The organism is Priestia sp. YIM B13489 (assembly GCF_042787645.1).
GTDB classification, from domain to species: Bacteria; Bacillota; Bacilli; order Bacillales; family Bacillaceae_H; genus Priestia; species Priestia megaterium.
Window position 1 is genome coordinate 1,924,186 of record NZ_JBHZOQ010000053.1, and the last position, 14,376, is coordinate 1,938,561.

General features: G+C 37.7%; 17 protein-coding genes. 5 read left to right on the forward strand and 12 right to left on the reverse strand.

All coding sequences use genetic code 11. The features are described from left to right. Nucleotides 1-12 precede the first annotated feature (12 nt). From ACFX4W_RS15655 to ACFX4W_RS15680, 6 genes are all read right to left on the reverse strand, one after another. The gene (locus ACFX4W_RS15655; protein ID WP_162213898.1) at nt 13-1,458 is read right to left on the reverse strand and encodes a glycosyl hydrolase family 18 protein; all 1,446 of its coding nucleotides are present in this window, start codon (nt 1,456-1,458) and stop codon (nt 13-15) included. 217 nt (nt 1,459-1,675) lie between these two features. Next, complete coding sequence (locus ACFX4W_RS15660) at nt 1,676-1,897, reverse strand: spore germination protein (RefSeq protein WP_013056204.1); 222 nt, start codon at nt 1,895-1,897, stop codon at nt 1,676-1,678. Between the two features lie 84 nt (nt 1,898-1,981). Next, nucleotides 1,982-2,836 (reverse strand): DUF1206 domain-containing protein, encoded by an 855-nt coding sequence (locus ACFX4W_RS15665; RefSeq protein ID WP_014460878.1) that lies wholly within the window; start codon nt 2,834-2,836, stop codon nt 1,982-1,984. Between the two features lie 35 nt (nt 2,837-2,871). Next, entirely contained in the window at nt 2,872-4,374 is a 1,503-nt protein-coding gene (cls, locus tag ACFX4W_RS15670) for a cardiolipin synthase (protein WP_043979361.1), read from the reverse strand. Between the two features lie 257 nt (nt 4,375-4,631). Further along, a complete protein-coding gene (locus ACFX4W_RS15675) occupies nt 4,632-5,186 on the reverse strand; it encodes a hypothetical protein (RefSeq protein WP_043979363.1) in 555 nt (184 codons plus the stop codon). A gap of 158 nt (nt 5,187-5,344) precedes the next feature. Continuing rightward, a complete protein-coding gene (locus ACFX4W_RS15680; RefSeq protein ID WP_043979365.1) occupies nt 5,345-5,740 on the reverse strand; it encodes a ribosomal maturation YjgA family protein in 396 nt (131 codons plus the stop codon). A 223-nt stretch (nt 5,741-5,963) separates the two neighbouring features. On the opposite strand from ACFX4W_RS15680, the gene desA reads away from it, so the two are divergent. The 3 genes from desA to ACFX4W_RS15695 all read left to right on the forward strand — a co-directional run bounded on the left by desA (nt 5,964) and on the right by ACFX4W_RS15695 (nt 8,866). Further along, complete coding sequence (gene desA / locus ACFX4W_RS15685) at nt 5,964-7,007, forward strand: Delta(5) desaturase DesA (protein WP_043979367.1); 1,044 nt, start codon at nt 5,964-5,966, stop codon at nt 7,005-7,007. Between the two features lie 117 nt (nt 7,008-7,124). Further along, entirely contained in the window at nt 7,125-8,267 is a 1,143-nt protein-coding gene (locus ACFX4W_RS15690; protein ID WP_043979369.1) for a sensor histidine kinase, read from the forward strand. Next, nucleotides 8,264-8,866 (forward strand): response regulator transcription factor, encoded by a 603-nt coding sequence (locus ACFX4W_RS15695; protein ID WP_013056197.1) that lies wholly within the window; start codon nt 8,264-8,266, stop codon nt 8,864-8,866. The genes ACFX4W_RS15690 and ACFX4W_RS15695 overlap by 4 nt, the downstream gene beginning before the upstream one ends. Before the next feature lie 33 nt (nt 8,867-8,899). Here the strand turns inward: ACFX4W_RS15695 and ACFX4W_RS15700 are convergent, their stop codons facing one another. The 3 genes from ACFX4W_RS15700 to ACFX4W_RS15710 form a co-directional block, all read right to left on the reverse strand. Next, nucleotides 8,900-9,424, reverse strand: a complete 525-nt coding sequence (locus ACFX4W_RS15700) for a cupin domain-containing protein (protein ID WP_013056196.1) — start codon at nt 9,422-9,424, stop codon at nt 8,900-8,902. 126 nt (nt 9,425-9,550) lie between these two features. Continuing rightward, entirely contained in the window at nt 9,551-9,733 is a 183-nt protein-coding gene (locus tag ACFX4W_RS15705) for a hypothetical protein (protein WP_029324165.1), read from the reverse strand. A 29-nt stretch (nt 9,734-9,762) separates the two neighbouring features. After that, nucleotides 9,763-10,080, reverse strand: coding sequence for a hypothetical protein (locus ACFX4W_RS15710; protein WP_013056195.1), 318 nt, complete (start codon nt 10,078-10,080; stop codon nt 9,763-9,765). Between the two features lie 494 nt (nt 10,081-10,574). Here ACFX4W_RS15710 and ACFX4W_RS15715 point away from each other — a divergent pair, with 494 nt between their 5' ends. Together ACFX4W_RS15715 and ACFX4W_RS15720 are read left to right on the forward strand one after the other, a co-directional pair. After that, entirely contained in the window at nt 10,575-11,126 is a 552-nt protein-coding gene (locus ACFX4W_RS15715; RefSeq protein WP_237074690.1) for a TVP38/TMEM64 family protein, read from the forward strand. Between the two features lie 88 nt (nt 11,127-11,214). Further along, entirely contained in the window at nt 11,215-11,520 is a 306-nt protein-coding gene (locus ACFX4W_RS15720; protein ID WP_043979375.1) for a hypothetical protein, read from the forward strand. A gap of 21 nt (nt 11,521-11,541) precedes the next feature. On the opposite strand, the gene ACFX4W_RS15725 is transcribed toward ACFX4W_RS15720, so the two are convergent. The 3 genes from ACFX4W_RS15725 to ACFX4W_RS15735 are packed head-to-tail and all read right to left on the reverse strand — an operon-like array spanning nt 11,542 to nt 14,330. Further along, nucleotides 11,542-12,327 carry an ABC transporter ATP-binding protein gene (locus ACFX4W_RS15725; protein WP_043979376.1) on the reverse strand — a complete coding sequence of 262 codons (786 nt, stop codon included), beginning with the start codon at nt 12,325-12,327 and terminating at the stop codon, nt 11,542-11,544. A gap of 18 nt (nt 12,328-12,345) precedes the next feature. Beyond that, nucleotides 12,346-13,326: a FecCD family ABC transporter permease gene (locus ACFX4W_RS15730; RefSeq protein ID WP_280559318.1), complete on the reverse strand. Its 981-nt coding sequence runs from the start codon at nt 13,324-13,326 to the stop codon at nt 12,346-12,348. Beyond that, nucleotides 13,323-14,330 (reverse strand): FecCD family ABC transporter permease, encoded by a 1,008-nt coding sequence (locus tag ACFX4W_RS15735; protein WP_043979380.1) that lies wholly within the window; start codon nt 14,328-14,330, stop codon nt 13,323-13,325. Before ACFX4W_RS15735 ends, ACFX4W_RS15730 begins: the two co-directional genes overlap by 4 nt. Between the last annotated feature and the right edge of the window lie 46 nt (nt 14,331-14,376).

The window sequence follows — 14,376 nt, forward strand, 5'->3', positions numbered from 1 at the left end:
TGTGTTTTTTATTTAAAAGTTGTATAACTCCCATATATCTGAGGTTTCTGAACCAATATACCAAGCTGCCGCCCCACCTAAATGATAGTCATTAATTAATTTAACCCGGCGCTGCATAGATGCTTTGTCTTCGAGCCATATTTGATGCTTCGTACCATCTTCCGTGTATTCTACATAGTACTGTGAGGCTTGGCTATCCCATTTTTTAGCTAACTTTTTAGAAGAGATAACAGCTTCGGCTTCTTTCATCGTTAAGTCTTTTGTGACAACTTTTTTGGTCGATAGGTCCGTTTTCCATTCTCGCGTATAAAAAGGAACTCCCAGAAGGATTTTGTGTGCAGGTACATCTTTCATAAGAAGTTGTGCGCCTTCTTTCACCCAAGGCAGTGAAGCAACAGATCCTGGAACCTGACTTCCTCCCCAGTGTTCTTCATATCCCATCATAATGACATAGTCTGCCACTTGACCAATCTGTTTCCTATCAAAGCTTCCCGACCAAAAAGGATCATTATTTTCTCTTGTTATGTCTACTGAAATAGTCATACCATGAGGTTTTAACGCTGCTTTTAATTCTTTAATAAATAAAACAAAATCTTGTTTGTTTTTGATATTAATGTTTTCAAAGTCAACATTGATCCCATCGCTGTTTGTTTTTACTAGCGAACTTTCTATTGATGATACAAGCTTTTTCCGCTTTGCTTTATTGCTTAGCACATCACTTGTAAGTACATCATCAAAATTGTTGCCAATAAGCGGCCAGACTTTTTTGCCGTTTTTATGAGCCGTTTGAACATATGATTCATTTATAGAAGATGAAACAACTTTGTCATTCGACGTTAGCGTAAACCAACGAGGTGAAACAACGTCTAAATTCTTTTGCTTCATCGATTCTGTATAGCCTGCTGTTTTTTCATTAAAGCTCCAACCCATAACTACAGGCTGATGCTTCTTTTGCACTAAATCAGATTTTTTGATCCAGCCCTTTTTCCCTTCCAAAAGCTGTACTTGTATATAGTAATCAGGAATAATAAGCGTTTGTCCGGGCTTAATATTTGTTGAGGATAGCTGATTTAACTTTGTTAATTCATTTGCTTTTACACCGTACTTTACGGAGACTTTCCAAAGCGTATCTCCTGATACTACTTTATGTAACAAGCCTTTTGGTGGTATTTTCAGCGTTTGCCCTGGAATCAGCTCCGTCTTTTTTAGCTGATTTTGTTTTATTAGATCACTGACTGTTACACCGTATTGCTTAGCTAGTAACCATAGTGTATTTCCCGGCACTACCGTATGAGTGGTAACCTGAGCTGCATCTCCAGCTTCAGATGAAATGACAGGAAATTCTTCTCCTTTTTTCACTGTCTGCATAACAGAAGAATGTAAGGAAGGAGAACGATATACGTTTACGTTGTCACCTTTGACAGTGCCCACTGAAGAAGCAGCGGCTCCTTTACTCATCGGGGCCAATCCTCCACTGAAAAGACAGAGAACGATCAGGCTCATACATATTTTCTTCATTTTATAATTTCGCCTCCCCACTTTTTGACATCACCTGTCTAGTTTACTACTCCTATAAGATAGAATCCTAGAGGTACATTGTGGTAAAGAAACGTCTGGGTATACGTGAAATACAAATAAAAAAGCTTACCGTCCGATGACGATAAGCTTTCGTTTCTTATGCATTTCCCACTACATTTTGATCCTTAATATCCATATCAATTGTATTAGCGGTACTGGAACTGCTTGTAATATTCATAAAATTTCCTGTGTTCCCGCTGCCAGAACCGACTGTTGTAAAAGCTGTACTTTTTGGCTTAATAGCCAGACAATCACCAAACTCCACTGAAGATGAAACCAATACATTCGAGATATTTACGGCTCCTACTACCGATGGCATCTGCCTCTCCTCCTGTTCATTATCTATCTGCTATATGATATGAGCAGAAGGTCAAAAAGTAGCTTTTTCATCTTTTTAATTTTATTAAGGATCAATTCGTTTATACCTTGATTCTGCAAACATATATACTCCGTATGCCATAAGCCCGATTGATACGATAGCCAGCAGTACAGACCCAAAAGGACGCTGTGCTACTTCAGCAAGGGCTCCATCTAACCCTTTCGTTTCGTCTGGATCCGCTTGAAGAGCCGTGCGAATAAGAAAGAAACCAATAATGCCAAAGACGATACTTCGAGCAATAATACCTGCTTTTCCAATATGCCCGCTCCATCGCCACTCTTCTTTTGACATTTCGTTTTTCTTTAGTTTTTTTAAGAAGCGTCCTGAAAGAGCCCAATATACTTGTCCAATCCCAAAGATAATAACGCCGATACCTGTAAGCGCAATGATGGTTTGCCCAAAGGGATAAGATAACAGCTTGGCTGATACCGTTTGATAATGCTTACCTGAGGTATGAACGTGAGCATGAAGCAAAATTTTCACCGAACTCACACAAAGACTAATATAAAACGTCGCTACAACTAAATAGCCCAAACGAGTGAAAACGCCTTTTACCCCATGCCCAACGTGGTGAGGATCAAAAATAGCAGAAATGATTTGCCAAAACGCATATCCACTTAAACCTACTGCCAAGACAATTAAAATCAAAAATCCAAACGGCTGCTTTGCAATTGTGTGCAGGGCTCCTTGAGAAGTAACTAAATCGCCTTTTAATCCGAAAGCTGTCTGAATCGCTAATATACCGATGATAAAATAGACCACACCTTGAGCCACATGACCAAACCGTGAAAAACGTACGACAAATGGCTTAGTACGTTCTTTTAAGCGATGTAACTTTCGACCAAACGTATCTTTTTTAACAAATGGAGATTCACCCATACGTTTCCTCCTGCTTTTTGAAAACAAACTTTATTTTATAAAACACCTGAAAATAAGCGTGCAAATGACTCTTTCGAACGTTCTACTAAGCTTCGCTTGTAAAATGCTACTGGTTTGATCAAATGACTGTCTTCAATATCTTCTTCGTAATTTTTGATGAGCGTTTGAATCGTCTCTCCTTCAATTAAAAATGCATTAACTTCAAAGTTCAGATGAAAACTTCTCATATCCATATTTGCAGTACCGACCGAAGCCATATCTCCGTCTATAATCACAATTTTTTGATGCAAAAACCCTTTTCTATACGAATATACTTCAATTCCACATCGAAGAAGTTCAGCAAAATATGACCTAGTTCCATATTGAGTCAGAAAGCCATCATTAATTTCGGGTACCATAATCCGTACCTCTACACCTTTTCTAGCCGCAATACGAAGGGCGGTTCTTATGGCTTCATTTGGAACAAAATAAGGAGTTGAAATCCAGATTGATTTCGTCGCGCTTGTAATCATAGTATAGTAATAATCACTCATATTTTCCTGCGTATCAGGCCCTGTCGCCACCACTTGCACAAAGCCTTCTCCTTCGACAGGATGAGGCTTTGTATACGCTTCATCGTTAATTAAGCATTCTCCAGAAACGTATTCCCAATCGAACATAAAGATCGAATGCAAGGTTTGAACAGATTCTCCTTTTAGCATCAGATGAGTATCTCTCCAAAAACCAATTTTTTTGTTTTTTCCTAAATACTCATCCCCAACATTCAATCCCCCTACAAAACCTACTTCCCCGTCAATTACGACTATTTTACGGTGGTTTCGAAAGTTGAATTTTTGATTGAAAAATCCATACTTAATAGGTAAGAAAGGATGCACTTTAATATTCGCTTTTTTCATTCGTTTAATATCTGAACCCGATAGTGTAAAACTTCCCATTGTATCGAATGTAAAGCGCACTTCTATACCTTCGCTTGCTTTTTTTATTAAAATATCAATGATTTCTTTTCCTAGAGAATCTGAGTGAAACATATAGTATTCCATATGAATAAACTGTTTTGCTGATTGCAAATGCTTTTTGATTTCATTAAACGTTTCTTGCCCGTTCTTAAGGACGTAGGTTTTTGTATGAACATTCATCTTTGTCAAAGATACACATTGAAGATACTGAGCAAAGTAACGCTGATGCGATTGAAGCGGCGATAGATCAGGCGTCGTTTCTTTGTCTGCCATCTTTCTAAGCATTTCTCGGTTATGCATACGCTTTTTTTTAAACATATGCCCCTTTAAATAGAGCTGTCCTGAATACAAATAAAAGAAAAAACCTGCAACAGGGAAGAAAAAGAGGACATACATCCAAACCAACGTACTTTCAGGCGTTCGATTTTCAAGCATAAGTGAATACATACAAATGAAAATGATGACACCATATAATCCAACTAAGGCATACTTCCAATGAACATCAATAGAGGTAAAAAAGAAAGCATAAATGGAAAGTAAAATAATAAATAAAAAAATAAAGTCCAACCGGCGTTTTTTCATAAAAGCTCTCCTAAAAACAAACTGTATTGTATCACTTGTCTATCTTTCATATGAGGTAGTATATGGAATACACAGAATTCTTATCATGCATGCTACATAAATTGTACATATATTTGCACAAAAAGCAGTTTAGCCGCTTAAGCAACTAAACTGAACTACCTTAGACAAGCATCATTCATATACCTATACCCTGGATGGTAAAACAAAAAACCTCCTTACGGGGAGGTTTTTTGCTTCACACGCATGACGATGTCTTTTTATAAGTTGGTATAACCGGACTCTTTTTCTTTTTTAGGCCAAACGAAATTAGAAAGAGATAATAAGAAATCAATTCCTACAATAACTGTCCAAAATTCCACTACATTTTGCAGCACGTTGGTTTTTCCATTTGGTACTATATACATCATCGCCGCTAAAAGAGCTGCTCCAATAGCGTAAGCAACAAGATGCTGTAGCCATGACTTAAAATAATGCTTTGCATATTCTTTTCCATAGCGCCTACGGGGTTTTTCTCCGCTTTTCATCACATAATATTGAAAGCGTTCGTCTGCCCATTGAATCATACTTTTTCCAAAAGCGATCGAAATTCCAATATACACGGCTGCAATAGCGTGAGCATAGGTCGCTGTAGCACCTCCGTAAAGGTCTACGCTCGTCACAATCAGAAGAAAAAAATCAACAACAGGTGTTAGAGCTAAAATAAAAAAACTGAGCTTTTGTTTTTTAAACATATACCTTGCTGCTAATCCTAAAATGATGACTATCCAAAAAGCGATTTCACATGCAATAATCATCCAGGCTATTAAGTTCAAATAATCCCCTCTCTTCCTCTCGTTCAACGAATAGACAATTGGTTTTAAGTGAAAAATTTTTATGCATAAGTTTATTTTTATGTATATACATCCTGCTTCATAACCTTACGGCTTATTCCATCCTCAGCTGAGTTCTAAAATTCGTTGAATCGTATTTGCTAGGCGGATCTTTTAAATCGATATCTATAATATTCCCAGCTCATTCCTACCCCGACTCCAATCGAATAAGCCAGTATATCGCTCCATAAGAAGCCATACCCCAGAATGAGCCCTCCTAGCGCAGTCTTTCTTATGTCATCAATCCACCGAGCGTGATACAACTGTGTAAATTCAATGAAGTAACAAAACACTATAGCAAACATACCAGTCATTTTTATCCTCCATGCAGGAAACAAAAAACCCGCGCTGACAAAAATCATTAAGGCCCATAACGAATCTCCCGCATATATATTTACGATGTGAGGAAGATACGCGGTAAGTTTTCTTGATAAAAGGCCTGCTCCCATGATCACAAAAGCTAGAAGAAGATATACCCATCTATTTCTTTTATTCATTTCAAACTCCTTTTTTCTTCTTAAATACTCCGTAGCAATAAGCCTTCACTGTATAATTTTATCAGAACCGCAGACTGTTAAATACCGCTTTTTTTCATTTTTTACAGCTTCCCCCTACATATATATGACAACTGTCATGGTTTCTATATGACACGTATGTCTTAAATAGTCAGAAAAATCTCTTTATACTGAGGGTAATATACGGTGATGAAAGGAATTTCATATGACTATACAAAAACAAAAGAATTTACGAAAACAAGTTGCACCTTTTGAAAAAGCAGTAATGAAAGACAGCATAAGACAATTGATTAATACTTTTTTACCTTTTTTCACACTGTGGTTTCTCGCTTATGAGAGCCTTTCAATTTCTTATTTTTTAGCATTTCCGCTAACTGTTATCGCAGCAGGATTTTTAGTAAGAATATTCATTATTTTTCATGACTGTTGTCACTACTCTTTCTTTAAAAGTAGACAACACAATAAAATTCTCGGAACCATTACCGGTGTCTTAACGATGTTCCCTTACAGTCAATGGGGACATAGCCATGCAATTCACCATGCAACAAGCAGCAACTTAGATAAAAGAGGTACGGGTGACATTTGGGTGTTAACCGTAACAGAATATAAAGAAGCTTCTATTTGGAAAAAAATCGCTTACCGTATCTATCGCAATCCGTTCATTATGTTCGGCGTGGGACCTATATATGTATTTTTGATTACAAACCGATTCAATCAAAAAAATGCGAAGAAACAAGAAAGAATGAATACGTATCTTACAAATGTATTGATCGTTGCATTAGCAGCAGCGACCTGCTGGTTGGTAGGGTGGCAGGCGTTCCTATTAATTCAAGGACCGATTTTCTTCATTTCAGGTTCAATTGGAATTTGGCTGTTTTATGTACAGCATCAGTTTGAAGATTCTTATTTTGAAGAAGATGAGCACTGGGATTATGTAAAAGCTGCCGTTGAAGGAAGTTCATTTTACAAGCTTCCAAAACTATTGCAATGGCTAACAGGCAATATTGGGTTTCACCATGTACATCATTTAAGCCCAAGAGTGCCAAACTATAAGCTTGAAGCTGTTCATCAACACACGCAGCCTCTTCAAAATGTACCAACCATTACACTCGCAACAAGTCTTCGCTCTCTTCGATTCCGTCTATGGGATGAAGAAAACAAAATGTTTGTGAGCTTTAAAGAAATAAAAACACGCTCAGCTGCACCAAAAGCAAGCAGAATGTCATCTCAAACAAAAGCAGAACTTTAATAAAACAAAACAGTCAAGCTTTCAAAAGCTTGACTGTTTTATCTATCTCTCTAAACTTATTTCGTTCTACTTTGTGGTAAACTAATAGTGTATTTTAACAAGTAAACGAGGTTCTTTATGAAAAAATATACGTTTTTCCAAAAAATCACTGGGCTATCTCCCTACATATGGACGGTATTTGTCATTCTACCATTTTATTTTATTTTACAGTCTTCATCCATGAATCACATTATTGTTGGTTCGTTACTCACCATCTTATTTTTTATTTTCTATCGTTTTGCGTTTGTTTCAACAGGCAAGTCCGTTTACGTATGGACGGCTTTGTTAATCGTTATTTCCTTAGCCCTGACAACTATTTTCAATTATATTTACTTTGCCTTTTACTTTGCTTTTTTTATCGCTTATTTTATTGGAAATATCCAAAAACGACTCGCTTTCTTCACTTTGTATGCTGTTCATTTAATTAGCACCGTTATTTCGGTAAACTTTAACGTTGTTATGCAAGAAGAGATCTTTTTAAAACAGCTGCCTTTCATTTTTGTAATTTCCATCAGTGTGATTGTACTGCCATTTAGCATTTATAATCGGAAGAAGCGAGACCGGCTGGAAGAACAGCTTGAAGATGCAAATAAACGTATTTCTGAGCTTGTAAAACAGGAAGAACGCCAGCGGATAGCTCGCGATCTGCACGATACGTTAGGACAAAAGCTGTCTCTTATCGGTCTAAAAAGTGATTTAGCAAGAAAACTTATTACAAAAGATCCTGAAAAAGCAAAATCAGAATTAAAAGATGTCCAGCAAACAGCGCGCACGGCTCTTAATGAAGTGAGAAACATGGTTTCTCAAATGCGTGGAATCCGCCTTAGTGAAGAACTAAAACGCGTTCAAGAGCTTTTAGAAGCTGCCGAAATTAAGTTTGTAGGAGAAGAGGGCATTTCATTAGAGAATGTGTCGTTGCTAATTGAAAATATTCTTAGCATGTGCTTAAAAGAAGCAGTAACCAATGTGGTCAAACATAGTCAAGCCACCGTTTGCACGATTACTTTACATCAGTCTGCAAAAGAAGTAGGCATAACGGTAGAAGACAATGGAGTTGGTATTAATACGAAGAAAACCTGCTGGAAAGGAAACGGTCTTTTAGGAATGAAAGAACGGCTGGAGTTTGTAAACGGCCATCTTGATATCTCCAGTCAAGGGGGGACGATTATTCATATTACAGTTCCAAACATCGTTAAACATATTAAGGAGGAACAATTATGATTCGAATTGTTATTGCCGAAGATCAGCAAATGATGTTAGGGGCTTTAGGCTCTTTGTTAAATTTAGAAGATGACATGGAAGTTGTCGGAAAAGCTTCAAATGGGGAACAAGCGGTATCACTTGCTAAGCAGCACCAGCCAGATATATGCGTAATGGATATCGAGATGCCTCTTAAAACTGGGCTTGAAGCTGCAGAGGAACTGAAAGATTTAAACTGCAAAGTCATCATTTTGACAACGTTCGCTCGCTCCGGCTATTTTCAAAGAGCTTTGAAAGCAGGCGTAAGCGGATACTTGCTAAAAGATAGTCCGAGTGAAGAACTCGCAAATTCCATTCGAAGCGTGATGGCAGGCAGACGCCTCTATGCTCCAGAATTAGTGGATGACTTATATAGTGAATCTACCAGTCCTCTTACAGCTAGAGAGAAAGAAGTATTAGCTCTAGTAGCTGATGGAAAAAACACAAAAGAAATTGCTGACGAACTATCTATTAAGACTGGAACGGTGCGCAATTATATTTCTACCATTCTGGACAAACTCGAAGTAAAGAACCGCATTGAAGCCATTACTCGCTTTAAGGAAAAAGGCTGGTTCAAATGAAAAAAGCATGCATCAAACCGAGATGCATGCTTTTTAATCATTTGGCAATTTATCGTACCCTAATTTGTCGATGATCACAACATGCTCGGGGAATTCATCAAGCAGCTGCTGTTTTGTGAATAATTCAAAGTCACGGAAATCAAAACCTGGTGCGACCATGCATCCAACGAGAGAAAACGTATTCTCATTTGCCACAGAGGAACCAAAAATCGTATCTCTTGGAACTAAAAATTGAGGAACTTCTCCATTTTCTAAGTTTGTACCTAGTTTTACTTCTTGATAGGTTCCGTCGCGGTAAATAATATGAATGGTTAAAGGGCTTCCCCCATGATAGTACCATAGTTCATCTGATTGCAGCCGGTGGAAATGCGATACATCTTGAGACCTTAATAAAAAGTAAATACTCGTGTATAGAAATCGTTTATCATCAAACTGCGATGACACTTCTTTATCAGAAATTTCATCATTGGAGCGATAGGTTTGTTTATAAAACCCTCCTTCTGGATGAGGCTGAAGCTCGAGCTTTGAAATCCAATATTCCCACTTATGTAAATCCATTACGTTCCTTCCCTTCCTTTTTCTTTTATCATTAACTACATCATAGTAAATCATTCTTTCTAACACAACAAACGGCTTCATTATTCCATCAGGAAAAATGAAGCCGCTACCACTGGTATTTTATCATTACATCCTACCCTTTCTGTTAGCACGGTTATATCTATACCTGCTAGAATGGCAGCGATGAAATAAATATGTCATATACAAATCTAACTGAAATCGATCTCCCTCAATGAAACATTGAAACGGCTGTTCTCTGCCTTGATCATTTTTTGCAGATGAACGCTGCTTAAACGGGACAATATTCATCTCTTTTCCCCCTCAGACAAATGTACTTTCTAGTGTAAATGCTGATGACAAACGTAATATTTTTTGATAAAAGTGAGGGCTGCCTGTGCATCTTGAATGCCAAGCTTTTTACAAACGCCAGCTAACATGAGCAGTTTGTACATAACCAGCTTTTGATTATTTGTTGCCAGTACGTAATAAACAATCGTATTAGCAACTGCCCGCGGTAATCTTATTTTTTTCAACTCATATAGCGCAGCAGACGAAGACATGCCTGCTTCAGTTAAAATCTGCTCAGTTGTGTACGTCTCCAAATAGCGAGCAAGCTTTCTTTCTTTATCGTTAAATATACCTTTAGAATCGTTCATTTTCTCTCCCTCTGTTATTTTAATAATCCATTAAATGCTGCATTAATTAGCCATAATGCAATAGCTCCCCCTGATAAATAAGTGCTGAGATAGAATAATAATTCCATATACCTCCCTCCCATTTCTATCTTACCCCTTCATTTCCCTAGCTGCAGTGATATTCATCACAGGTAAAAAGTGTATTGTTGAGCTACTGAATAGCTCCGCAAAAGAGCTCGTGAGAAAGATCCCACGAGCTGCTTAGTTAGCATTTTCATTTTCGGATAAAGCGTTTAAAAATCATAATAATTAATAATACCACTACAATAACAAGCAAAAATTTCAACATGAGTTGTCCATCCCTTCAAATCAGTAAATCATCTTTCATTAGTAAGTAGTTACCCTGTTTCGTTTTTTATAAACTGCTTACCTACTTATTTCATGCCAAAAATTATATAATAGTAGAAAACCATCTAAAATAGCCCTACAAGTAAAACATAAATGGGAGTATAACCATGACTGACTATCTTCAAACATTTCTGCTTGAACATTTAGAAGCAGCTGGGTTTATCAGCATTCTCTTGAACATTCTTATTAGCATTACGGGCGTATTTCCAAGTGCACCCCTTACGTTCGCAAACGTAAAATTATTTGGTTTTTGGAACGGATTTTTACTTTCTTTTATTGGAGAAGTTTTAGGTGCAGCTCTCTCTTTTTGGCTGTATCGAAAAGGTTTCCGTACACTTGTTCATACAAAAACACTTTCTCACTCCAAGTCGCTGAAACTGCTGCGCGTACAAGGGAAAGAGAGTTTTGTATTGATTCTTTCTTTGCGTTTACTTCCCTTTGTTCCATCAGGCCTCATTACATTCTTCAGCGCTGTAGGAAAAGGCTCCTTTGCGGTATTCATTTCTGCTAGCGCACTTGGAAAAATTCCAGCGCTTTTTATTGAAGTTTATTCGGTTTATCATCTTTCACAAGGATCTATGCAAGACAAAATCATTTTAATGGTTTTATCCATCATCTTACTTTTTTATATAAGTAAAAAATGGAAGAAAAAAGCTTAACGGATTATAAAAAGGGAAGACTATCTAAAGATAAGCAAAAACATTATCTTATGTAACTGTAATAAGATAACGTATTGGAGATGGTCCATTGATTTTTCTGTTAGTTTCTGGAAGTATCATTATTCCTATTATCATGCTCTTTTTCTCACTCAAATGGAAAGGAGCAGAGCTAGTTTTTAATACGCTAGCCCTTCTTTCAGCGCTAGTATTTGGAAATATAGCCGCTGCTTCTATCTATCGTATCTTAAAAAACCATACTGTTTTTATGACGAGCATCCATGCAATCTTTTTAAATTCAGCTTTTTTATTAACCGGGGCATACCTTGGAATCTATGTATTGTATAAACTGTTAGCTCTGACCTTAAATGTAAAACAGCGTACTATGCAAAAATAGTACGCTGTTTTAAAATGCAGTTTATTTTATGATTCCAGTTGGTATGCATAAAGGTGAACCATCAACCGGATTTTGAATGATAGTTGAAGATAAATTAAACACATCTCTTATCATTTCTTCTGTAAATACTTGAGCAGAAGAACCTTCTTTGTAAATCTGGCCGTTTGAAATACTGATTAAATGGTCTGCATAGCGAGCTGCTTGGTTTAGATCGTGTAAGACCATCACAATTGTACAATTTCTCTTTTGGTTTAAAGAACGAAGAAGTTCAAGCACTTCAATCTGATGAGCTAAATCTAAATATGTGGTAGGCTCATCCAAAAGTAGAAGCTCCGTACCCTGTGCTAATGCCATTGCAACCCAGGCCCTCTGACGCTGCCCTCCAGAGAGAGCATCCAGTGTACGATGACTTAAATCAGACAGTTTGGTTGCCTGTAAAGCCTCCTCTACAATTTGATGATCTTCAGCAGAATAGCGAGCAAATAAGCCCTTATGAGGGTGACGACCGTAATAGCAAAGCTCTTTTACTGTTAAATCTTCAGGAGCTTCAGGAGCTTGAGGCAAAATAGCCAGTTTTTTTGCTACTTCTTTTGATGAATGACGATGAATATCTTTTCCATTTAAATATATACTTCCTTCTGTAGGCTTTAATAAACGAGCCAATGAACGAAGGATTGTTGACTTTCCAGAGCCATTTGATCCAATGATTATACTTACCTTTCCTTCTGGAATGTGAAGGTCAATATTATGAATAACTGAAGTTGAATCATATGATAGTGAAAGCTTTTCAGCAGTTAATTTTGTCATTACTGTTCCTCCTTTCCTCTATTTTTTCTGTTCACGGCACAGTAAATATAGAAAATAGGGGGCGCCAATAACAGCTGTTACAATTCCAGCTGGAATCTCAACGGGCGGCATAACCCCTCTTCCTAAACTGTCAGCAATTAGCAGGAATAAAGCACCTACTGCTGCTGAAACTGGTAACAAGAACTTCGAACGGCTTCCTACTAGCCTCCTACCAATATGAGGAGCAATTAAACCAATAAAACCAATTGACCCAACCACAGCTACAGATAACCCTGCCAATATCACAGCCATACTCAATAGTGTATAACGAACGTATGTTGTTCGCTCTCCTAAGCCAACTGCAATCTCATCCCCTAAGTTTAAAATGTCGAGCTTAGATGCAAATATAATAATAACAGGCACGAGTACAACACAAGGAATTAACATCCCAAGCTCACTCCAGCCTCTTCCCCATAAACTTCCTGTGAGCCAAAGAAGAGTTGTATTCACGTCATCTGGAAACTTAATCATAAAATACTGAATTCCAGCCTGACAAATAGCTCCTAACGCTACGCCAACTAAAGCCAGCGTATGAGGTTTAGCCCCTTGAGAGTAGGAAAACACCATAAGTATAACGGCTATAGCTGCTGCTCCTAAAAAAGCTGAAAGTGGCAGCAGAAGCACAGAAGCAGTTGGAAATACAATTAAGATAAAAACGGCGAATAGCCCCGCTCCTTTTGTGACACCGATAACATCGGGAGAAGCTAGTGGATTTTTTAATATCCCTTGCAAAATAGCTCCTGCTACTGCTAAAGCCGCACCTACAACAATAGCAATGAGGGTGCGTGGAATACGATAATTCGTTAAAATAAATGAACTCCCTTGAGAACTTCCAATTATTTGCTGAAAAATTTCTCCCGGGGAAATATAAACGGCTCCTATCCCTAAGCTAATTACAATCGTAATTATTAAACCTAACAATAAGATACTTAACATTTGATAAGGGTGTTTTCTTTTCATTGCTTAATATTCCTCCCCTTTCTAGCAAGGTATAAAAAGAAAGGCGCTCCAATAAGAGCTGTTACAATCCCTACTGGCGACTCAAAAGGATATGCAATGAAACGAGACAGTACATCAGCATAAACAAGCAAAATGGCTCCTAATATAGCTGAAAATGGCAAAATTCGCTGGTAGTCTCCTCCTACCAATTTTCTAGCTATATGAGGTACAATGAGACCTACAAATCCAATTGGCCCCGCAACGGCAACAGATGCACCGGCGAGCATAATGACTAGTATACCTGCAAAAAAGCGAATCCATTTTACCTTTTCTCCTAATCCTGTTGCCATATTTTCTCCTAATACTAGGATCGATATAGAGCGAGATGATCCAAAAGCTAGGAGAAGACCTAGAAACGACCAAGGTAAAAGAATTTTCACATGAGTCCAGTCTTTCCCGTTAATAGAACCTACAAGCCAATACAAAACGTCCGTAGCTTGTTCATTTAGCACAATTACTCCTTGAGTAAGTGACGATAAAAATAAATGCACAGCCATTCCGGCAAGTGCTAGTTTCACATGAGTTATCTTTCCGCCCGATGCGAACAAATAAACAGTTATTCCTCCTAAAGCTGCCCCTAAAAAGGCAATATAAACAGTTGATTGAGAGGTAAGGTCAGGAAATAAAATAAAAGCTATTACAATCGCTAATGAAGCACCAGCATTTACTCCAAACACTTGGGGTGAGGCAAGCGAATTTCGTGTAATAGCTTGCATCAATGCTCCAGCAACTGCCAAGCTGGCTCCAATAAGAGCTGCCAGCACAGCTCTTGGCAGTCTAAGCGTCTGTACGATTGTTGTCTGCTTAGAGTCATCAGGCGCAAAAATTGCCTTAATTACTTCTGTAAAGCTGACAGCAGAAGATCCCACAGCCACATGCAAAATCATTCCAATGATTAACAAACAAACGCTAGCTACCAACACAATGTATTTATTCATTTTTTGCTTTTGGACAAGATTTGTCATTTCCAACACACTTTCTACAGTTTTCTTTTCTAAACAAATAGAAGCA